The 23,838-nt window shown below is 73.3% G+C and carries 1 protein-coding gene; it reads left to right on the forward strand.

Features of this window, described 5'->3' with window-relative positions; all coding sequences use genetic code 11:
• Window positions 1-16: 16 nt before the first annotated feature.
• The gene (locus K1T35_RS19275; protein ID WP_220261504.1) at window positions 17-23,836 is read left to right on the forward strand and encodes a non-ribosomal peptide synthase/polyketide synthase; all 23,820 of its coding nucleotides are present in this window, start codon (window positions 17-19) and stop codon (window positions 23,834-23,836) included.
• The last annotated feature ends 2 nt before the right edge of the window (window positions 23,837-23,838 follow it).

Genomic DNA, 23,838 nt, shown 5'->3' on the forward strand with positions numbered 1-23,838 from the left:
GGACTGTGGGACAGGCATGACCATCGAGCGGGACTCCGGAGTCGACACCCTGGCCGAACGTCTCGAGGCATTGGCCGAGTGGAACGACTCGACGCCGCCGTCGAACACCACCACCGTCGCCGAGATGTTCGACCGGGCGGTGCGGGAGCATCCGGACGCGCTGGCGCTGGTCGACGGCGCGGCGGGCGTGCAGCTCACCTACACGGAGCTGGCCGAGCGGGTCGACCAGCTCGCGCACCATCTCCTGGACCGTGGGCTCGCCGCCGAGCAGGTCGTTGCCGTGCACCTCCCGCGGTCGGCGGAGATGGTCGTCTCGATGCTGGCGATCATGGTGGCCGGTGGCGCCTTCGTGCCGGTCGATCCGGAATGGCCCGAGCAGCGCCGCACGCAGGTGCTCGACGACGCCGGCGCGGTGCTGATGGTGACCGGCCCAACTGAGAGCACACCAGCCGACCCCGCGCCGCTCGTGCCCGCAGCGGTGGTCGACCTCGACGCGTGGGCGTACGCGGACCTGCCCACCCGGCCGCCCGCGGTGCGGATCGAGCCCGGCCGACTGGCTTACGTGATGTTCACGTCCGGGTCGACGGGCAAGCCGAAGGGCGCCATGATCCGGCACGAGGCGATCTGCAACCGGCTGCAGTGGCAGGTGGAGAAGATCCTCGGCTTCGGGCCGGGGGACGCCTCCCTGTTCAAGGCGCCGCTGTCGTTCGACATCTCGGTCAACGAGATCCTGCTGCCGCTGGTCTCCGGCGGCTACGTGGTCATCGCAGAACCCGGTGGCGACCGCGACCCGCAGTACCTCCTCGACCTCATCGCCACCGAGGGCGTCACGTTCGTCTACCTCGTCTCCTCGATGCTCGACGTGCTGTTGGAGATGGCGCGCGGCACCGCGAAGCTGGACGGGCTGAAGCACGTCTGGTGCGGCGGCGAAGTACTGACGCCGGAGCTGTTCGAGCGGTTCCGGAGCCAGCTGACGACCACGCTGTACCACGGGTACGGCCCCGCGGAGGCGACGATCGGCGTCTCGCATGTGATCTACCGCGACAACGCGGAGCGGATCGCCACCTCGATCGGGCGGCCCAACCCCAGCACCCAGCTCTACGTGCTCGACGAGACCCTGCGCCCTTTGCCCGTCGGCGTCGGTGGTGAGCTCTACGCGGGCGGGTTCCTGCTCGGTCGCGGCTACGTCAACGCGCCTGCCCTGACGGCGTCCCGGTTCGTCGCGAACCCGTTCGCCGCCGACGGTTCCCGCCTCTACCGCACCGGTGACCTGGCGCGGTGGCATGCCGACGGGTCGCTGGAGTTCCTCGGCCGCGCCGACAACCAGGTGAAGATCCGCGGGATGCGCCTCGAGCTCGAGGAGGTCGAGGCGGTGCTGGCCACCCACCCGGCTGTCCGGCAGGCGGTCGTGACGGCGCGGGAGACCACCGCAGGCGCGAAGTACCTGGCCGGGTACGCGCTCGCCACCGCCGTGACGGAGGAGGAGCTCCGGCGGTGGTGTGCCGACCGGCTGCCCGAGTACATGGTCCCCAGCACCTTCACGGTGCTGGACGCGTTCCCGCTGACGCCGAACGGGAAGGTGGACCGGGGCGCCCTGCCTGAACCCCGGCGGGAGGGCACGCGCGGGCGCGCTCCGCGCACCCCGCGCGAGCGGACGTTGTGCGCGATCTTCGCCGAGGTGCTCGGGCTCACCGAGGTGGGCGCCGACGACGACTTCTTCGCGCTGGGTGGCGACAGCATCGTCGCGATCGGCGTGGTCAGCAGGGCCCGGCGGGCCGGGCTCGTCCTGCGGCCGCGCGAGCTGTTCGAGCTGCGCACCCCCGCGGCGCTGGCGCTGATCGCCGGTGACGTCGCCGAGGGGCGCCCCGCCACCGTCGACCCGGTCGGCGAGCTGCCGGCCACCCCCGTCGTCGAGTGGCAATGGGAGACCGGCCCGTCGGCGGGCTTCTACCAGTCCATCGCCGTGCACATCCCGGCCGCGCTCACCCTCGACCGCCTCAGCGAGATGGCCGCGGCGCTGGTCCGGCACCACGAGATGCTCCGCGCGGTGGTCGGCACCGGCGCCGATGGCCGGCCGACGGTCACCGTGCCCGCCGATGTTCCGGCGCCGGAGATCACGCACGTCCGGCTCGGTGCGGAGGATGCGGTCGACGAGCGCGTGCGCCGGGAGACCGCGTCCGCCGCGAAGCGGCTGGACCCTGGCGCGGGCCGGATGGTCGAGTTCGTGTGGCTGGACCGCGGGGGCGAGCTTCCGGGCCGGCTGGTCCTGGTCGTCCACCACGTGGTGGTGGACGGCGTGTCGCTGCGCATCCTGGCCGAGGACCTGCGGGAGCTGTGGGCGGGTCGGCGCCCCGAGGCGGTCCCGACCTCCTTCCGTGAGTGGTCGCTGGCCCTCGCCGACGCCGCACGCGCCGGTGCGTTCGACGACGACCTCGCCTTCTGGCGCGAGGTGGCGGCCACCCCGAACCCGGCGATCGGCCGCCGCGCGCTGGATCCCGCGCTCGACACGGTCGCGACCGAGCGGGAGCTCACCCTGACGCTGACGAGCGCGCTCACCGAGCCGCTGCTGGGCACCGTGCCCGCCGCGATCCACGGCGGCGTCAACGACGCGCTGGTGGCTGCGCTGGCCCTCGCTGTGGTCGAGTGGCGCGACGAGGCGGCAGGCCGGCAGCTCCTCCTGGAGATGGAGGGGCACGGCCGGGAGGCCGAGCTGCTGCCGGGTGACCACCTCGACCTGTCGCGCACGGTCGGCTGGTTCACCACCCTCTACCCCGTCGCCCTCGACGTCCCCACCGCCGGAACGCCCGAGGTCGTGAAGGCGATCAAGGAGCAGCTGCGCGCGGTACCGAGCAACGGGCTGAGCTACGGCGCCTTGCGGTACCTCGCGGGTGCGCGGGATCTCGCGGTGGCGCCCGCGCTGCTGTTCAACTACCTCGGCCGCTTCGCCGAGGGGTCCGACGTCGGTGAGGACCGCGACCCGCGGATGCCGCTGCCGCGCGCGCTCGAGATCAACGCCGTCACCGTCGACACCGCCGACGGCCCGCTGCTGTCGGCCCGCTTCAGCTGGCCCGAAACCGTTCTCGACGAGGACGAGGTCAGGGCGCTGGCCGAGCTGTGGCTGCGGGCACTTGCGGCGATCGCCACCGACGCCACGGTCGCGGGGTTCACGCCGTCGGACTTCCCGCTCGTCGAGCTCACCCCGGCCGACGTCGCGGAGCTGGAGCGCGCGGTCCCCGCCCTGCAGGACGTGCTCCCCCTGCTCCCGCTGCAGCAGGGCATGTACTTCCACGCGAACTACGGGGACGACTCCGACAGCGACACGGTCGACACCTACCGCATCCAGCAGATCGCCGAGCTCACCGGGCCGCTGGACGCCGACGCGCTGCAGGGCGCGGTCGCCGAGATGATCGACCGGCATCCCGCGCTGCGCGCCGGGTTCCGCGATCTCGCCGACGGGCGGATCGTCCAGGTCGTCAGCGGGCACGTCGAGTTCGACTGGCAGGTGGTCGACCTCACCGACCGGGCCCACGCCGACGCCGTTGCCGAGCTGGAGCGGGTGGCCGCCGCCGACCGGGCCCGGCCGTTCGTGCTGTCCGAGCCGCCGCTGCTGCGCTACAGCGTGGTCTCGCTGACCCCGACCGAGCACCGGCTGGTGCAGACGATGCACCACGTCATCGCCGACGGCTGGTCGTACCCCTTGATGTTCAACGACATCGTCGACGCATACCGGGGAACGCTGCGCGGCCTGCCCGCCGTCGCGCTGGGCCAGCACATCGGCGCGATCGCCCGCGCCGACGCGCAGGAGACGAACGAGGTGTGGGCAGGCGCGCTCGCCGGCGTCGACGAGCCCACCCTGCTCGTCGACGCGGATCCGGGCGCAGCGGTCGGCGAGCACCGCATCGCCTCGGAGGAACTACCAGGCGACGTCACGGCGGCGCTGACCAGGACCGCCCGCGACCTCGGCGTCACCCTCAGCACGGTGCTGCACGCCGCGTGGGGGCTGCTGCTGGGCCGCACCCTCGGCGACGACTCCGTCGTCTTCGGCTCGACGGTGTCCGGGCGCGCCGGGCAGTCCGTCCCGGGCGTCGACTCCGTGGTCGGGCTGCTGATCAACACCGTTCCGGTGCCGATGTCGTGGACGAAGGCCGAGCCGGTGGCCGCCGTGCTGCGCCGCCTGCAGGACGAGCAGACCGCGGTGCTGGAGCACCAGCACGCCGGGCTCGCCGAACTCGCCCGGTCGCGAGGGCTGCGCACCCTGTTCGACACGCTCGTGATCGTCGAGAACTTCCCCGAGGTCTACGCCCCGGCGGACGACGGCCTGTCGGTGCGCGGGTTCACCTCCACCACCTTCTCGCACTACCCGTTGTCGCTGGTCGCCTTCCCCGGCGAGCGGGTGCGGCTGGAGGTGAAGTACGACATCGGGCTCGTCGAGGAGGCTCGTGCCCGTCGCCTGCTGCGACAGGTGGTGCGGATCCTCGGCGGGATGGCCGCCGATGCGAGCGTCCCGATCGGCAGGCTCGAGCTGATCGACCCGGCGGAGCGATCGCTCGTCCTCGACACGTTCAACGACACTCGCCATGATCTCGGCTCGCCCACGCTGCGGAGCCGCTTCGAGCACTGGGCGGCGCGCACCCCCGACACGACCGCGGTGGTGTTCGAGGGCGATGCGGTCAGCTATGGAGAACTGAACCGGCGCGCGAACCGGCTGGCGCACAGCCTCATCGCGCGGGGCGTGACCCCCGGGTCCGTGGTCGCGGTGGCCCTCGAACGCTCCGTGGAGCTCATCGTCGCGCTGTACGCCGTGCACAAGGTGGGCGCGGCCTACCTGCCGATCGATCCCGGCTACCCCGCCGAGCGGATCGCCTTCGTGCTCGACGACGCCCGGCCCGCCCACGTGATCGACGACCCGGCGGCCTTCCCGACCGACGGGGACGCTTCGAATCCGGACGTGCCGGTCACACCCGCCGATCCCGCGTACGTCATCTACACCTCGGGGTCCACCGGCCGCCCGAAGGGCGTGGTGGTGCCGCATGGCGCCGCGGCGAACTTCCTGTCGTGGATGCAGGAGACGTACCGGCTGGAGCCGGGCGAGCCCACGCTGCTGAAGACGCCGTCCAGCTTCGACGCGTCGCTGCGGGAGCTGTTCTGGCCGTTGATGTCCGGCGCGACGATGGTGATCGCGAAGCCGGAGGGGCACAAGGACGCGGCCTACCTCGCCGAGCTGATCCAGACCCACCAGGTCACGACCGCCCAGTTCGTGCCGTCGATGTTCTCGGTGTTCCTGGAGGAGCCCGCGGTGCGCGGGTGCACGTCGCTCCGGCGTGTGATCTGTGGCGGCGAGGCGCTGCCAGCGGACGTCGTGGCCCGCTTCGACGGCATCGCCGAACTGCGCGATGCCGAGCTGCACAACGTCTACGGCCCCACCGAGGCCGCCATCGACGTCACCGGATGGGACACCGCCGAGCGGCCGGTCGAGCGGTCGGTGCCCGTCGGGCGGCCGGTCTCCAACACGCGTCTCTACGTACTGGACGGCGCGCTGCACCCGGTACCGCCCGGCACTCCAGGTGAGCTCTACATCGCGGGCGTGCAGCTGGCGTACGGCTACCTCAACCGGCCAGGGCTCACGGCGGAGCGGTTCGTCGCCGACCCGTTCGTCTCCGGCGAGCGGATGTACCGCAGCGGCGACCTCGCCCGCTGGGACGACACCGGCGTGCTGGAGATCCTCGGCCGCAGCGACCACCAGGTGCAGGTGCGCGGCTTCCGGATCGAGCCGGGGGAGATCGAGGCCGCGCTCGTCGCCGCCGCCGAGGTCACCCGTGCGGTGGTGGTCGTGCGGGACGGCCGGCTCGTCGCCTACGTCGTCGGATCCGTCGATCCGGAATGGTTGCGCGAGCGGGTGGCGCAGATCCTGCCCGAGCACATGGTGCCCTCGATCGTCGTGGTGCTCGACGCGTTCCCGCTGACCCCGAACGGCAAGCTCGACCGCAACGCCCTGCCGGACCCCGACTTCAGCAGCCTCGTGTCCGACCGCGAACCCCGCACCGAGCGGGAAGCGCGGCTCTGCGAGCTGTACGCCGACGCGCTGCGGCTCGACCGGGTGGGTATCGACGACGACTTCTTCGCCCTTGGCGGCGACAGCATCACCTCGATCGCGGTGTCCGGCCGGGCCCGGCGCGCCGGGATGCGGATCACGCCGCGGGACATCTTCCGGCTGCGCACCGTGCAGGCCCTGGTCGCCGCGCTCGGCGACGACCTCGAACCGGCCCCCGCGCCGGCAGCGGACGACGGCGTCGGGGCGGTGCCCCTCACGCCCGTGATGGCAGAGGCCGCGGCCGAGGGCATTCCCCTCGACAACTTCTTCCAGTCGATGCTGGTGCGCACGCCCGCGTCGCTGACGCGGGACGATCTGGACCGCATCCTGCGCGCGGTGCTCGACCGGCACGCCCTCCTCCGGGCCGTGGTCGACACCACCGGTGGGTGGGCGTTCGACGTGCCCCCGGCCGCGGGCGTATCCGTCCCGATCACCGAGAGCGCCGCCGAACCGTCGCCGGAGGAGGTCGAGCGCGCGACCCGCGACGCCGCCGCGCTGCTCGACGCGCGCCGCGGAATGCTGCTGCGCGCGCACTGGTTCCGGGACGCGCGCTCCCTGCTGCTGGTCGCGCACCACCTCGTCGTCGACGGCGTCTCGTGGCGGATCCTGACCGCCGACCTGGCCGCCGCGTGGCAGGCCGTCGCCGCCGGGCGCGAGCCCGGGCTGGAGCCGGTGGAGACGTCCTACCGGACGTGGTCGCAGGCCCTCCGGCAGGCTGCCGATGTCGGGGCCTTCCGTTCCGAGCTCGGGTACTGGCGCGGGGTGCTGGACACCCCGGACCCGGACCTGGGCGACCGGGCCATCGATCCGCGGATCGACGTCGACGCGACCACCGACACCCTCGGCGTCGACCTGCCCGCCGATGTGTTCGGGACCCTCAGCCGGGCCATCCACGGCGGCGTCGACGACATCCTGCTCACCGGGTTCGCCCTCGCGCTGCGGCAGTGGCGGCTCCGCCGCGGGACGGACGCAGGCTCGGCGGTGCTGCTGCGGGTGAAGGGGCACGGCCGGGAGGGCGACCTCTTCGAGCGGCACATCGACCTGTCCCGGACCGTCGGCTCGTTCACGAGCATCTACCCGGTGCGGCTCGACCCCGGCGAGGTGTCGTGGGCGGAGGTGGAGTCGGGTGGCCCGCGGCTGGCGCGGGCGGCGAAGCTCGTCAAGGAGCAGCTGCGGGTGCCGTCGGCCGGCATCGGCTACGGCGTCCTCCGGTACCTCGACGAGCGCGCCGACCTGGCCGCGGTCACCCCGCAGATCGTGTTCAACTACCGCGGCCGGGCCACCGGCGGACCCGACGAGGACTGGGGCTTCACCACCGTCGGCTCGGGGCTGGACCCGCGGTCGCCCGTCGACGCGCTCGAGATCAACGTCATGGGAGCGGGCCGGGCCGCCCTGACCTGGCCGACCGGGATCCTCCCTGCGGCCGACATCACCGAGCTGGCTGCGCTGTGGGTCGACGCGCTGCGCGCCCTCGCCGGCTGCCCCGAGCTGCGCGGCCACACGCCGTCGGACTTCCCGCTCGTCGACCTCTCCCTCGACGACGTCCAGGCGATCGAGGCGGCCACCCCGCTGCCGATCGCCGACATCTGGCCGCTGTCGCCGTTGCAGGAGGGGCTGTTCTTCCAGTCCCGGATCGCGGCCGACGGCGACGTCTACATCGCACAGGACACGTTCGACTTCGACTCCCCGCTCGACGTCGACGCGCTGACCGCGGCGTGTGCGCTCCTGCTGGAACAGAACTCGGCGCTGCGCACGGGGTTCACCGACACCGGGCTCGACCGTCCGGTCGCGGTCCTCGCCGCCCGGGTCGCGCCGTCGATCACGGAGATCGACCTCTCCTCGCTGACCGCCGAGGAACGCGCCGAGCGCACCGAGGCGATCATGGCCGCCGACCGGCGCACCCCGTTCGACCTCACGCGACCCCCGCTGCTCCGGCTGACGGTGCTGCGCGGCGACGGGCGGGACCGGCTGCTCCTCACCCGCCACCTCCTGCTGTGGGACGGCTGGTCGCGGGAACTGGTGCTGCGCAGGCTCTTCGGCGCCTACGCCTCGGTGCGCAGGGGAGAGGCGCCGCCCGCTCCGGTGCCCGCGCAGTTCCCCGACTACCTGGCCTGGCTCGCAGAACAGGACGACGACGCATCCGCCGGAGCGTGGTCGCAGGCCTTCGCCGACGTCGCCGACCCGACCATCCTCTTCCCGGAGGCCATCGGCACCGACCCGGTGATCGCCACCCGCATGTCGGTGGAGCTCACGCCCGAGGTCACGGCCCGCCTGTCCGAGCAGGCGCGCTCGATCGGCGTCACCCTGAACTCGGTCGTGGGCACCGCGCTCGGGCTCGTGCTCGGGCACGCCGCAGGCAACGACGACGTGGTGTTCGGCATGACCGTCGCCGGTCGGCCCACCGAGATCGAGGGCATCGAGTCGGTGGTGGGCGTCTTCCTCAACACCATCCCGGCCCGCGTCCGCCTGGATCCACGCGCCACCATGGCCGATGCCGTGCGCGGGATGCACGAGCAGCGCGTCGCGATGATGCCCTACGAGTACCTCGGCCTCGGCGACATCCAGCGTGCGGTCGGCAAGGGACAGCTGTTCGACAACCTCTTCGTCCTGCAGAACTTCGTCGACGACGAGACCTTCACCGACCTCGAGGCGGAGCACGGCATCGTCTCGGCGAACGGCGTCGACTCGACCCACTACCCGCTGACATGGGTGATCTATCCGGGCGCGCGGCTGTGGATCAAGCTCGAGTACCGCGGCGACGTCGTGAGCCGCGAGACCGCCGCGGCCCTGCTCGCGCGGCTCGAGCAGCTGCTCATCGGGTTGGCCGAGAACCTCGGGCAGCCAGTAGGCGAGCTCGATCTGCAGACGCCATCGGACGGTGCGGCGTTGCAGGCCGAGTGGGAGAAGGCCGCGCAGCCGATCGGGCCGGCGACCATCGCCGACCTCCTCGCCGAGCGGGCCGCCGCCGTGCCTGGCGAGACAGCGCTGGTGTTCGGCGACGCCCGGCTCACCTACGCGGAACTCGACACGCGCGTCAACCGGCTCGCGCACCACCTGCTGGCCGCGGGCGCCGCGCCCGAGCGGATCGTCGGCCTCGCCCTGCCGCGGTCCGTCGACATGGTCGTGGCGCTGTTCGCGGTGCTGCGCACCGGCGCTGCCTACCTGCCGCTCGACCTGGAATACCCCGACGAGCGCCTGGCGGGCATGATCGCCGACGCGCGGCCGATGCTGGTGCTCTCCACCTCACCCGTCTCGTCGCGGTTCGCGACGACGGCCGCCCCGGTCACCGACCTCGACACCCTCGACCTCACCGGCTACCCGGCCGCGGCCCCGGGTGCGTTCGCCTCGGATCGGCCCGGCCGGCTCGGCCACCCCGCGTACGTCATCTACACCTCGGGCTCCACCGGCCGCCCCAAGGGCGTCGTCACCCCGTACCGCGGGCTGACGAACATGCAGCTCAACCACCGTGCGGAGATCTTCGACCCGACGGTCGCCGCGGCCGGGGGCCGCCGGCTGCGGATCGCCCACACGGTGTCGTTCTCCTTCGACATGTCGTGGGAGGAGCTGCTCTGGCTCGTCGAGGGGCATGAGGTCCACATCTGCGACGAGGACCTGCGCCGCGACGCTCCCGCGCTCGTCGCCTACTGCGAGCGCCACGGGATCGACGTCGTGAACGTGACGCCGACCTACGCCCAGGTCCTCATCGAGGAGGGCCTGGTCACCCGGCACCCCCTCGCGCTGATGCTGCTCGGCGGTGAGGCCGTGCCCGACAGCCTGTGGACCGCGCTGCGCGAGAGCGGCACCCTCGGCTACAACCTCTACGGCCCCACCGAGTACACGATCAACACCCTCGGCGCGGGAACGACCGAGAGCACCACGTCCACGGTCGGGCACCCGATCTTCAACACCCGCGCCTACATCCTCGACGGGTGGCTGCGGCCGGTTGACGCCGGCGTGGTGGGCGAGCTCTACATCGCGGGCGCCGGGCTGGCGCGCGGCTACCTGGACCGGCCCGCCCTCACGGCCGAGCGGTTCGTCGCCGACCCGTGGACGCCGGGCGGACGCATGTACCGCACCGGCGACCTGGTACGCCGCCGCCGGGACGGCAACCTCGACTTCCTCGGCCGCACCGACGACCAGGTGAAGATCCGCGGCTACCGCGTGGAGCTCGGCGAGATCGAGTCGGTGCTCGCCGGGCAGGCCGGGGTCCGGCGGGTGGCGGTGATCGCCCGCGCGGAGGGGGAGATCAAGAGGCTCGCGGCCTATGTCGTGCCGGACGCGGGTGTGGACCGGGCCGAGCTGCCGGCTGCGCTGCAGGCGGCACTGGCGAAGGTACTGCCCGACTACATGGTCCCTGCGCTGTACGGCGTGGTCGACGCCCTGCCGCTGACCGTCAACGGCAAGCTCGACACCGCGGCGCTGCCCGAACCGCGACCGGTGGCGCGCCGGGGCGGCCGCGCCCCGAGCACCGAGGCCGAGCGGGTGCTCGTCGAGATCGTCGCCTCCGTCGTCGGACTCGACGCGGCCGAGGTCGGCGTCGACGACGACTTCTTCACCCTCGGCGGGGACAGCATCTCCTCGATCACGCTGTGCGGGCGGGCCCGAAAAGCAGGTCTCGAGATCGCCCCCCGCGACGTCTTCCGCAAGCGGACGGTGCAGGCGATGGCCGCCGGGATCGCGGTCGAGGTCGCACGCCCGCGCGCCCCGCGTGACGTGGGCGTCGGCGCCGTGCCGAACACCCCGATCCTCGCGGCGTTCGAGCGGATGCCCCTCGAGAACTTCTACCAGTCCATGGTGGTCCGCACCCCCGCCGGAATGACCCGCGCCGGGCTGGAGGCGGTGCTCGGCGCGATCCTCGAACGGCACGACCTGCTGCGGGCCCGCGTCGACGCGGTCGGCTCCACGGGTTCATGGCACCTGTGGGTGCCGGAACCCGGCGCCACGAACGTGGCCCGGCTGCTAGAGGTCACCGAGCGCACCGGCCGCCCCACCCCGGAGGAGATGGCGGCCGCCACCCGCGCCGCGGCCGCCGCCCTGGACGCCCGCGGCGGGACGATGGTCCGCGCACACTGGTTCCGGGACGACGCCGGAACCGGCTGCCTGCTGCTCGTCGTGCACCACCTCGTCATCGACGGCGTGTCCTGGCGCATCCTCACCGCCGACCTCGCCCACGCTTGGTCGGCGGTGCGAGCCGGGCGGGCGCCCGAGCTCGACGAGGTCGCCACGTCCTTCCGCACCTGGGCGCAGCAGGTGCGCTCGGCCGCCGACCGCGGCGCCTTCCGCGGTGAGGCCGGGTACTGGCGCGACATCGTGTCCACGCCGGACGCCGATCTCGGTTCCCGAGCCCTCGACCCGGCCGTCGACGTCGCCGCGACCACCGACACCGTGACGCTGCGCCTGCCCGCCGACGTGACCGGGCCGTTGCTGTCCACGGTGCCCGCCGCGATCTTCGGTGGCGTCAACGACGTCCTGCTGAGTGGCTTCGCGCTCGCGGTGGCGCACTGGCGCCGCATCCGCGGCCGCGCCCGGTCCTCCGCGGTGCTGCTCAGCCTCGAAGGCCACGGCCGCGAGCCCGAACCGTTCGAGACCGGTACGCCGCTGGACCTCTCCCGGACGGTGGGGTGGTTCACCTCCCTCCACCCGGTGCGCCTCGACCCCGGCGCGCCGGCATGGGACGACGTCGTCGCGGCCGGGCCGGGACTGGCCCGCGCCGTCAAGGCCGTGAAGGAGCAGCTGCGAGTGCCCGCCCGCGGCATCGGCTACGGCGTGCTGAACGACCTCGACGCCGACGTCGACCTGCCCGACGTCGAGCCGCAGATCCTCTTCAACTACCTCGGCCGCTTCGGTGCGGGTGCGGAGGCCGACTGGGAGCCGGTCGGCGACTACGACGCGCTCGGCGAGGGCGTCGACCCCAGCTCCGAGGTGCGTGGGCTGTCGGTGAACGCGATCGCGCACGACACCGCCGTCGGCCCCGAGTTCTCGGCGATGCTCACCTGGCCGACCGGCGTCATGTCGCGCGCCGAGATCGAGCAGCTGGCCCGGCTGTGGGAGGACGCGCTGCGGGCCATCGCCGCCTCCGCCGCGCTGGGCGGGCACACGCCGTCGGACTTCCCGCTGGTCACGATGACGATGGACGACGTCGCCGAGCTGGAGGCGACGATCCCCGGCGGCCCCGTCGACGTGCTGCCGCTGCTGCCGCTCCAGCAGGGCATGTACTTCCACTCGGTGCAGGCCGTCTCGTCGGAGGTGGCAGACCGCGACCCGTACGTGATCCAGCACGTCCTTGAGCTGCGCGGTGCCGTGGACCCGGACCTGCTGCGCCGCGCGGCGGAGGCCATGGTGCAGCGGCACCCGGTGCTGCGCGCCGGGTTCCGGGAGCTCACCGACGGCCGGGTGGTGCAGGTGATCGCCGGCCAGGTGGCCCTGGACTGGGAGGTGGTCGATCTCCGGGACCAGGCTGTGTCGTCGCCTCCGGCCGGGGGGCCGGCAGCGTTCGCCGATCTGGCAACCGAGCGGTTCCACACCGTCTTCGACCTCACCGCGCCACCGCTGCTGCGCTACACGCTGGTGACCCTCGACGACGACCGGCACCGCCTCGTCCAGACCATGCACCACCTGCTGGCCGACGGCTGGTCGTACCCGCTGATGTTCGACGACGTCATGGCCGCCTACCGGCAGCTCGCGCGGACCGGCCGGGCCGACCTGCCCGCGCCGGCCGTCACATTCGCCGACCACGTCGCGCGGCTCGCGGAGCGGGATCCGGCCGACTCGCGTGCGGTGTGGGCCGAGGTGCTCGCAGGGGTCGACGGCCCCACGAAGCTGATCGACGCGCCGCGGGGTGCCGAGGTCGGGTCGCACGCCGACGTGCAGCACGAGCTGTCGGCGTCGGTCACGGCGCGGCTCACCGAGCGGGCCAGGGCGGCCGGGGTGACCCTGTCCACCGTCGTGCACGGCGCGTGGGGCCTGCTGCTCGGCCGCACCCTCGGCTGCGAACGTGTGGTCTTCGGCTCCACGGTGTCCGGCCGGGCGGCGAACACGGCCGGCATCGAGGAGATCGTCGGCCCGATGATCAACACCGTGCCGGTGCCGATGGACTGGACCGCGCACGAACCCCTCGACGGCGTACTCGCGCGGCTGCAGGACCAGCAGCTCGCGGTGCTCGACCACCAGCACATGGGGCTCGTGGAGCTGGCCCGGATCGCGGGCGTGGGCGAGCTGTTCGACACCATCGTGGTGGTCGAGAACTTCGCCGTTTCCGAGTCGGCGGAGCCCGCCGACGGGCTCCCGACGGCGGAGTGGATCGACGGCACCGACGCCGCGCACTACCCGGTGGCCCTCGTGGTGCACCCGGACGAGCGGCTGCGCCTCAAGATCACCTATGACACCGGGCTCGTCGAGGCCGGGTCGGCCCGACGCCTCGTCGAGGCGATGGCGCTGTTCCTCGAACAGTTCGCCGATGACCCCGCGATCACGGTCGCCGGGCTCCGCGCGGGCGCCGCGCCCCGGTGGTCGAGTAGGGCCGGCGCCCCAGCGCCGGCCCGTACCGAGACCACCACCCTGGACGACCGGTTCCGGCAGGTCGCGCAGGAACACCCGGCCGCGGTGGCCGCGCGCGACCAGCGCACCGAGCTGACCTACGCCGAGCTGGACGCACGTTCGGACGCGCTGGCCCAGCGGCTCGCGGCGCAGGGGGTGCGGCCCGGCTCGCGGGTCGCGATCGTGCTGCCCCGCTCGGTCGACCTGATCGTCGCGATCGTCGGCGTGCTCAAGGCAGGCGGCTGCTACGTGCCGATCGACCCGGGCTCCCCTGCGGCCCGCATCTCCTACATCCTCGACGACTCGGCACCGGACTGCGTGCTGGTGGTGGCCGAGACGGTGAGCGTGCTGCCCGAGGGTGGTCCGGCCGTGCTGCGGCTGGACGACCCGGCGGCGGCCGGCGGTTCGGCGCCGATCGCCGCGGCTGCCGGTTCCGACGCCTACGTCATCTACACCTCCGGCTCCACCGGTCTACCCAAGGGCGTTGCGGTGCCGCACAGCGCCGTGACCGCGCTGTTCACCGGCGCGGCGGCCGACTTCGATTTCGGCCCCGACGACGTGTGGACGCTGTTCCACTCATCTGCCTTCGACTTCTCGGTGTGGGAGATCTGGGGCGCGCTGCTGCACGGCGGACGGCTGGTGATCGTCGACCACGACGTGGTGCGGGACCCGGAACGGTTCCGCGCGCTGCTGTCCGACGAGCGCGTCACGGTGCTCAACCAGACGCCATCGGCGTTCTACTCGCTGATCGCCGCCGACAGCGACAGCTGGCGGCCGCTCGCACTGCGGTACGTCGTCTTCGGCGGCGAGGCCCTCGACCTGCGCAGGCTGGCGCCCTGGTACGCGCATCATGACGACGTCGCGCTGGTCAACATGTACGGGATCACCGAGACCTGCGTGCACGTGACCGTCCGGGCCCTCACCCGCGACGACGCGTCGTCCGCCGACAGCGTGATCGGCACGCCGCTCGCGGGGCTCTCGGTGCAGGTCCTCGACCAGTACCTGCAGCCGGTACCCGCCGGGGTCACGGGCGAGATCTACGTCGCCGGACCGCAGCTGGCGCGCGGTTACCTCGACCGCCCGGGCCTCACGGCGTCCCGGTTCGTCGCAGGCCCCGACGGGGAGCGGCTCTACCGCAGCGGTGATCTCGCCCGGTGGACCGAGTCCGGGGAACTGGTCTACCTGGGGCGCTCGGACCACCAGCTGAAGCTGCGCGGCTACCGCATCGAACCCGGCGAGGTCGAGGCGGCGCTGCTCCAGCTCGACGACATCGACGGCGCCGCGGTGAGCGTGCAGCGCGACGCCCAGGGACGCCCGCGGCTCGTCGCGCACCTCGTCGCGCGAGCGGCGATTGATGTCGACCAGGTCCGCCGGCATGCGGCGACCGTGCTGCCCGAGCACATGATTCCGGCCGTGTTCGCCGTGGTCGAGCGCCTGCCGCTGACCATCAACGGGAAGCTCGACCGCGACGCCCTGCCCGCCGTCACCGAGCCGCGCCCGTCCGCCCGGCCCGCTGAGCAGACGGCGGCCGGAGCGCTGGCGGAGCTGTTCGGCGAGATCCTCGGTGTCGAGACGCCCGGCGCCGACGCGGACTTCTTCACCCTCGGCGGCGACAGCATCATCGCCCTGCAGCTGGTGAACCGGATGAAGCGGCTCGGGCTGCGGGTGACCCCGCGCGAGGTGTTCACGCACCGGACCCCAGAGGCGCTCGCGGCGCTCGCGGCCCCGGAGGCGCCCGCGGTGCCTGAGGAAGATCCGGACGCCATCGGCTCGGTGATGCTCACCCCGATCGTGCACCGGCTCGCCGAGCTCGGGGGCACCATCGATCGCTTCAACCAGTCGGAGCTGCTGCTCACCCCGCCCGGGGCGACGGCGGAGCGGGTCGGCGCGGTGGTCACAGCGCTCCTGCGCCGGCACGACGCGTTGCGGCTGCGCCTGTCCCGGCCCGCGCCGATGCTCTGGGCGCTCGAGACCCTCCGGGAGCTGCCCGCGCTCGACGACGTGTTCACCGTCGTGGACGCGCGCAACCTCGACGAGGCCGCCCTCGCCGAGCTGCTGGGCGCCGAGTCCGACGCCGCGGCCGACCGGCTGCGACCCGACGAGGGCCGGATGGTCACGGCGGTGTTCTTCGACCGCGGCGCCGAACCGGGCCGCCTCCTGCTGGTGGTGCACCACCTCGCCGTCGACGGCGTCTCGTGGCGCATCCTCCTCGACGACGTGCGCGCGGCGTGGGATGGCAGCGCGCTCGAACCGGTCGCGACGTCGCTGCGGACCTACGCCCGGGTGCTCAACGAGGCCTCCGCGCAGGACGCCCGGCTGGCCGAGTTCACGCACTGGAGCGAGGTGCTCGCACCGGGCGCCGAGCTCGACCCGACCCAGGTCGTGGTGGGCCGCACCGTCGGCGACACCCGGGAGCACCGCTTCCGGCTGACCGTGGACGAGACGCTGCCGCTGCTCACCACCGTGCCGGCCGCCGCGCGTTCCGACGTCACCGAGACGCTGGTGACGGGCCTGCGCGCCGCCGTCTCGCGCTGGCGCGAGGATCGCGGCCTCGCCGACGGTGATCTCACGATCGACCTGGAGCGGCACGGGCGCGAGGACCTCTCCCGCGATGTCGATCTCTCCCGCACGGTCGGGTGGTTCACCTCCATCGCCCCGGTCCGGCTGCCGGTCGGGGCCGGTGAGCTGCTCGACCGCGTCGGCGCGGTGCGCGATCGGCTGCGCGCCGCCCCCGACGGCGGATGCGGCTTCGGGCTGCTGCGCTACTGCAACGCCCGGACCGCCGCGGCACTGGCCCGGCTGGGTCAGCCGCAGGTGCTGTTCAACTACCTGGGGCGTTTCGGGGCACCGGGCTCCGAGGCGTGGGATGCGGCACCGGAGACCGCCGCGTTGCGCGTCGGCCCATCGCCGGACTTAGGCACCCCGTACCTGCTGGAGGTCAACGCCTACTGCGAGGACACGCCGGGCGGGCCGGAGCTGGAGGTGGTCCTGACCTACGCCGACGGCTGGCTCGACGACGGTGAGCTCGGCTCCCTGCGGGACGCCTTCGCCGCGGTGCTGCGGGATCTCGCGGAGTCGTCCGGTGACACCGGTCGCCTGTCCGATGTGCACCACCCCGACCTCACCGCCTCCGAGCTCGCAGCGGTGACGGCGTCGACGCAGGCCGAGGTGGAGGACGTCTGGCCGCTGTCGCCCCTGCAGGAGGGCATCTACTTCCAGTCCGAGCTGGCGGCCGACGCCGACGTCTACCTCGCGCAGAACGCTTTCGACTTCGACCGCGGGCTCGCCGCCGACCGGCTGGCCACCGCCTACGAGCAGGTGCTCGCCGCCAATGCCGCGACGCGGCTGGGCTTCACGACGATCGGTGACGGGCGCGCCGTCGCGTTCGTCGGCGGTGGGCTGCGGTGGCGAGTGACCGAGGTCGACCTCTCGCACCTCGCCGCGGAAGAAGCGGAGCGCCGGATCGCCGAGCTCACCGACGCCGACCGGAGCACGCCCTTCGACCTGCGGGAACCGCCCCTGGCCCGCATGACGGTGATCCACCGCCCGGATGGGCGGGACCGCCTCCTGTTCACCTACCACCTGCTGTTGTGGGACGGCTGGTCGCGGGAGCTGGTGCTCACCCAGCTCTTCGACGCGTACCGCGGGCAGCCGGCCCGGCCGCCGCGGGGGAGTTTCGTCGACTACCTCGACTGGCTGCGGCGGCAGGACGTGGGGGAGTCCACCGAGTTCTGGCGGGAGGCGTTCGCCGATCTCGCCGCGCCGACCCTGCTCTACCCGCAGGCGGTCGGCACCGAGCCGGTGCTGGCCCAGCGGATCTCGGCCGAGATCCCCGAGGCTGTCACCAGCCGGCTCACCGAGCGGGTCCGCGCTGCCGGCGTCACGATGAACGCCCTGGTCAGCACGGCGTTGGCCGTGGTGCTGGGGCACGCGGCCGGCAGCGACGACGTCGTCTTCGGCACCACCGTGGCCGGGCGGCCCAGCGACCTCGACGACATCGACGACGTCGTTGGTGTCTTCCTCAACACCGTGCCCGCCCGTATCCGGCTGGACCGGGCGGGCACGGTTGAGCAGACGATGCGGCAGGCGCTCGAGCACCGACTCGACGCGATGCCGCACGAGTACCTCGGGCTCGGCGACATCCAGCGCGCGGCGGGCCGGGCACCGCTCTTCGACAGCCTCTACGTCCTGCAGAACTTCCTCGACGACGAGACCTTCTCCGATCTCGAGACGCGCAACGGGATCGTCGGGGTGCGCAGCGTCGACGCCACGCACTACCCGCTGACCTGGGTGGTGATGCCCGGCAGGCGGCTGTGGGTGAAGCTCGAGTACCGGCCGGACGTCGTCGACGAGGCGGACGCCGTCGCGCTGCTCGCACGGCTGGAGCGGCTGCTGCACCGCATGGCAGACGACATCAGCAGCCCGGTCGCCGCGCTCCCGGTGCTGACCCCGGCCGAGGTGGAGGCGCGAGAGGCGGCTGACGCCGCCCGCGCCCACCCGTTCGAGGACCTCACGATCGCCGAGCTCCTCACCCGGCAGGCGCTCGCGACGCCGGACGCCCCGGCGTTGACGTTCGGGTCCACGACGCTCACCTACCGGGAGCTGGACGGCGCGGTCTCCCGCATGGCCCGGCTGCTGATCGCGCGTGGCGCCGGGCCGGAGACGATCGTCGGGCTCGCGCTGCCGCGGTCGATCGAGATGGTCGTGGCGCTCTTCGCGGTGCTCCGCGCGGGGGCGGCCTACCTGCCGCTGGAGCTCGACCACCCCGACGAGCGCCTGCGGACCATCGTCGACGACGCCGCACCGGCCCTGCTGCTCACCACGGCGACGGTGGCGCCGCGCCTGGTGCCCTGCGGGCTTCCGATGATCCGCATCGATTCCGGCGACGACGAGTTCTCCGACACCCCGATCGCCCCGGAGGAGATCCCCGGCTTCGCGCCTGGCAGCCCCGGGCGGCTCGACCACCCGGCCTACGTCATCTACACCTCGGGCTCGACCGGGCGCCCGAAGGGCGTTGTCACCCCCTACCGCGGGCTGACGAACATGCAGCTCAACCACCGGGAGGCGATCTTCGCCCCGACGGTCGCCGCCGCCGGGCGCGGGCTGCGGATCGCGCACACGGTGTCGTTCTCCTTCGACATGTCGTGGGAGGAGCTGCTGTGGCTGGTGGAGGGCCACCACGTGCACGTCTGCGACGAGGACCTGCGGCGTGACGCCCGTGCGCTGGTGGAGTACTGCGACCGCCACCGGATCGACGTGGTGAACGTGACCCCGACCTACGCCCAGCACCTGGTCGAGGTCGGCCTGCTCGACGGACACCGGCCCGCACTGGTGCTCCTCGGCGGCGAGGCCGTCCCGGAGAGCCTCTGGGCCACCCTGCGCGACGCCGACGGGGTGCTCGGCTACAACCTGTACGGCCCCACCGAGTACACGATCAACACCCTCGGCGGCGGCACCACGGACAGCCGCACCGCCACGGTGGGCACCCCGATCTGGAACACCCGCGCCCTCGTGCTGGACGAGTGGCTGCGCCCAGTGCCCGTCGGCGTGGCAGGGGAGCTGTACATCGCGGGTGTCGGCATGGCGCGCGGCTACCTGAACCGGCCGGCGCTCACCGCGGAGCGGTTCGTCGCCGATCCGCACGGCTCCGGCACGCGCATGTACCGCACCGGTGACCTGGTTCGGGTGCGCCCGGACGGCAACATCGACTTCCTGGGCCGCACCGACGACCAGGTGAAGATCCGCGGCTACCGTGTCGAGCTCGGCGAGATCGAGGCGAACGTGACCGCGGCGCCCGGGGTGCGGCGGAGCGCCGTCATCGCCGCTGACGACGGCACGGGAGGCAAGCGGCTGGTCGCCTACCTGATCCCGGTGGAGCCCGCCGGCCCCGACCGTGTCGTCGAGGACGTGCGCCGGCACCTGCGGGACCGGATGCCTGCCTACCTGGTGCCCAGCGCGTACGCGGTGGTCGACGAGCTGCCGCTGACCGTCAACGGCAAGCTCGACACCGCGGCGCTGCCCGCGCCGCGCACGGTCTCGGTGAGCAGCCGCGAGGCGCGGACCGACACCGAACGCGTGCTGTGCGCCGTCTTCGCCGCTGCCCTCGGCGAGGCGGCCTTCGGCGTCGAGGACGACTTCTTCGAGCACGGCGGCCACTCGCTGCTGGCGACCCGCGTGATCGGCCGCATCCGCGAGGAGCTGGGCGCCGACGTCTCCCTGCGCCAGCTGTTCGACCACCCCACCCCCGAACGCCTGGCAGGCGTGCTCGATCGGTCGGCGCCCGCGCGGACCGCGGTGACCCGAAGGCCGCGCCCGGAGTGTCTGCCGCTGTCGCCCGCCCAGGAGCGGCTGTGGCTGCTGCACGAGCTCGTCCCGGAGTCGGTGGCCTACAACTACCCCCTGTTGCTGCGGGTGCGGGGGGCGGTCGACGCCGTGGCGTTCATCGCGGCCTTGACGGACGTCGTCGGCCGCCACGAGGTGCTGCGCACCCTGATCGGCGGATCCGATGCTCGGGCCCGCGAGCGACCCTTCGACGTTCCCGAGCAGCGCATCCTCGACCACGCGGTGCCCGAGGTGGAGATCCGGGACGCGGTCGCGCGCGACACCGAGGCAATCGTGGCCGCCGCGATCGCGCGTCCGTTCGCGCTGTCGTCGCAGATACCGGTGCGGGCCACGCTGATCCGCGAGACCGACAGCGGCGACACGGTGGTCGTGCTCGTGCTGCACCACATCGCCGTCGACGAGTGGTCGGACCGCCCGCTGCTCGCCGACCTCGACGCGGCCTACCGCGCCCGCCGGGCCGGTTCGGTGCCCGATCTCGGTGAGCTGCCGGTCCAGTACGCGGACTACGCGCTGTGGCACCGGGAGTTCCTCGGCTCGCCCGACGACCCGGACAGCCGGAGCAGCCGGCAGCGCGACTTCTGGGTCCGCCGGCTCGCCGGCGTGCCGCAGGAGCTGGCACTGCCCCTCCTCACGACCGGTGCTGTCACGACAGGCGCTGGGGGTGGCGGGACCGTCTCGGTCCGGCTCGACGCCGAGCTGATGGACGAACTGCGGGAGCGGGCGCGCGCGTCGTCGTCGAGCGTGTTCCTCGCCCTGCACGCCACGCTGGCGATGCTGCTGTCCCGGATGGGTGCCGGCACCGACGTCCCGATCGGCAGCCCGACCTCCGGCCGCGGCGACGCGGTGCTCGATGACCTGGTCGGGTTCTTCGTCAACACGGTCGTCGTCCGCACCGACCTCACCGGCGCGCCGTCGTTCGCGCAGCTCCTCGACCGCGTGCGGGAGACGGGCCTGGCCGCGCTCGATCACGCCGACCTCCCGTTCCAGCAGGTGGTGGAGGCGGTCAACCCGGTACGGGTGCCGGGGCGCAACCCCCTGTTCCAGGTGATGCTCGGCTACCACCGCCGTCCGGAGGGGAGCGGCGAGATGTTCGGGCTTCCCGTCGCGGAGGCCCCGTCGTTCACCGCCGACCCGAAGGTCGACCTCACCTTCACCGTCGTCGACGCCGGGGCCGGGCAGCCGATGGAGCTGTCCATCGAGTACGACGCGGGCCGCTGCACGGCCGAGATCGCGCGGTCGCTCGCCGCCCGCTTCGAGGTGCTGCTGCGCAGCGCCCTCGCCGACCCCGACGCCCCGTACCCGACCCTCGACCTGCTCACCGACCCCGACGCCCGCGCGATCGCGCGCTGGTCAGGCTCCGACCCCGCGCCGCCGCCGGAGCCCGCGTGGTTCCGCCGGTTCGCAGAGTGCGCCGCGCGGACCCCGGACGCGGTCGCCTGCCGCTTCGGCGACACGACGCTGACCTACGCCGAGCTCGACGCGGCCTCCGATGCGATCGCCGCGGGCCTCGCGGCGCACGGCGCCGGGCCGGAGACGATCGTGGGCGTGGCGCTCCCGCGGTCGGCCGACATGATCGTCGCGCTGCTGGGGATCGCGAAGGCCGGTGCCGCGTTCCTGCCGCTGGACCCGGAGTTCCCCGCGGACCGGTTGCGGTACATGGTGTCGGACGCCGCACCGGCTGTGGTGGTGGTCGACGCCGGGACCCGTGGGTTGTTCGACGGGTGCGCCGCCGGGCTCGTGGCCGTCGGCGAGCTCGCCGGCACCGGCACGGTGCCGCTTCTGGAGCCGGACCCGGCGACCGCGGCGTACGTGATCTACACGTCCGGCTCGACCGGCCGGCCCAAGGGCGTGGTGGTCGAGCACGGCAACCTGGCGAACTTCCTCGCCGCCGCGCGGGACACGCTGCCGCTGACACCGGAGGACCGGCTGCTCGCGGTCACGACGCTCTCCTTCGACATCGCGGTGCTCGAGCTGATGCTGCCGCTCGCAGGCGGGGCGTGCGTCGTGCTCGCCTCGACCGAGCAGGTCCGGGACCCGCGCCTGCTCGCCGACGTGCTCCACGCCGAATCGGTCACGGCGATGCAGGCGACCCCGTCGCTCTGGACCGCCCTGCTGGACGCCGCCGACCCGGACCTGGCCCGGGTCACCGCCCTGGTCGGCGGCGAGGCCCTGCCCACGCGGCTGGCCACCGAGCTGGGGCGGCGCGCGGCCCGGCTGACCAACATGTACGGCCCGACCGAGGTCACCGTCTGGGCGACGAGCGCTGCCGTGGGCCGGGATCCCGGGATCGGGCGCCCGATGGCAGGCACCACCGCCCACGTGCTGAACGAGGCGTTGCGGCCGGTGCCGCCCGGCGTCGTCGGCGAGCTGTACCTCGGGGGACCGCAGGTGGCCCGCGGCTATCTGAACCGGCAGGGGCTCACCGCCACCCGCTTCGTCGCCGACCCGAACCGGCCGGGGGTGAGGATGTACCGCACCGGTGACCTGGTCCGCTGGGCACCGGACGGGACGCTGGAGTACCTGGGGCGCGGCGACCACCAGGTGAAGGTGCGGGGCTTCCGCATCGAGCTCGCGGAGATCGAGACCGTTCTCGAGTCCGTCCCGGGGGTGCGGCGCGCCGCGGTGGCGGTGCACCAGGACCGGATCGTCGCCTACCTCGTGGCGGAGCCCGACATCGAGGCAACCGCTCGGAACGCGGCCGCCGAGCGGCTCCCGGCCTACATGGTCCCGTCGATCGTCACGGTCGTGGACGCGTTGCCTCAGACCCCCAACGGGAAGATCGACCGCGCGGCGCTCCCGGCCCCCGAGGTCGCGGTGAGCGGGTCCGGTAGCGCCCCGGAGTCGGATCTCGAACGGCGGCTCTGCGCGGTTTTCACCGAGGTCCTCGGAGTGGACGGCATCGGCCGCGACGACGACTTCTTCGTCCTCGGCGGGCACTCGCTGCTGCTGGTGAAGCTCGCCACCGCGCTGCGGCGCGACCTGGGCGTCGACGTCGCCGTGCACGAACTGATGGCCACGCCGACGGTGTCGGCGCTGGCCCGGCGGATCGCCGGTACGGCGGAGCGGGCCGGGGGACTGGAGCCCGTTCTCGTCCTGAACGAAGGGGCCGGGCGGCCGCCGCTCTTCGCCGTCCACCCCGCGAGCGGCCTGAGCTGGCAGTTCGCCGCGCTGAAGCGGTACCTCCCCGCGGGCGTGCCGCTCTACGGCCTGCAGTCACCGCGGCTGCGGGACCCGGACGCCGCGCCGGTGACCCTCGCCGAGACGGCGCGGCGGTACGCCGACGAGGTGGCACGACTCGCGCCGGACGGACCGATCCAGCTGATCGGCTGGTCGTTCGGCGGCGCGGTGGCCCACCAGGTCGCGGCCGAGCTCGCCGGGCGTGGCCGCACGATCGGGTTGCTGGCGATGCTCGACACGCACCTGCTCGACGGGGACCGCGAGCTCGACCGGTGGGACGGTGCCGCCGCGATCGAGGGACTGCTCACCGAGCTCGGCTACCCGATCCCCGCCGAGCGCGCCGGTGCCATGACGGTGGCGGACGCGGTGGCCGTGGTGCGCGCCCACGGCGGCACCATCTCCGTGCTCGACGACGACGGCATCGCGCGCGTGGTGCAGACCTACCTCGCCAGCGACCACATGATGGAGCACGCAGAGCTCGCCGTCGTCGCGAGCGACGTCGTCTTCGTCGACGCCACCGTCCCCGAGCGGGGCTTCACCGGCGCCGCGTCGGAGCAGTGGGCCGCCCACGTCGCGGGCGACCTCGACGTGGTGCGCATCGACTGCGCGCATTCGGAGCTGCTCGATCCCCAGGCGATCGCCCGGTGGTTCCAGGCGATCGCACACCAGTTGGCTGACAGCTCGTATTGACA

Source organism: Pseudonocardia sp. DSM 110487, from assembly GCF_019468565.1.
In the GTDB taxonomy this organism is placed as follows: Bacteria; Actinomycetota; Actinomycetes; order Mycobacteriales; family Pseudonocardiaceae; genus Pseudonocardia.

Coding starts and splice junctions, on each gene's coding strand:
- K1T35_RS19275 (WP_220261504.1), top strand. CDS start 17: ATGACCATCGAGCGGGACTCCGGAGTCGACACCCTGGCCGAACGTCTC.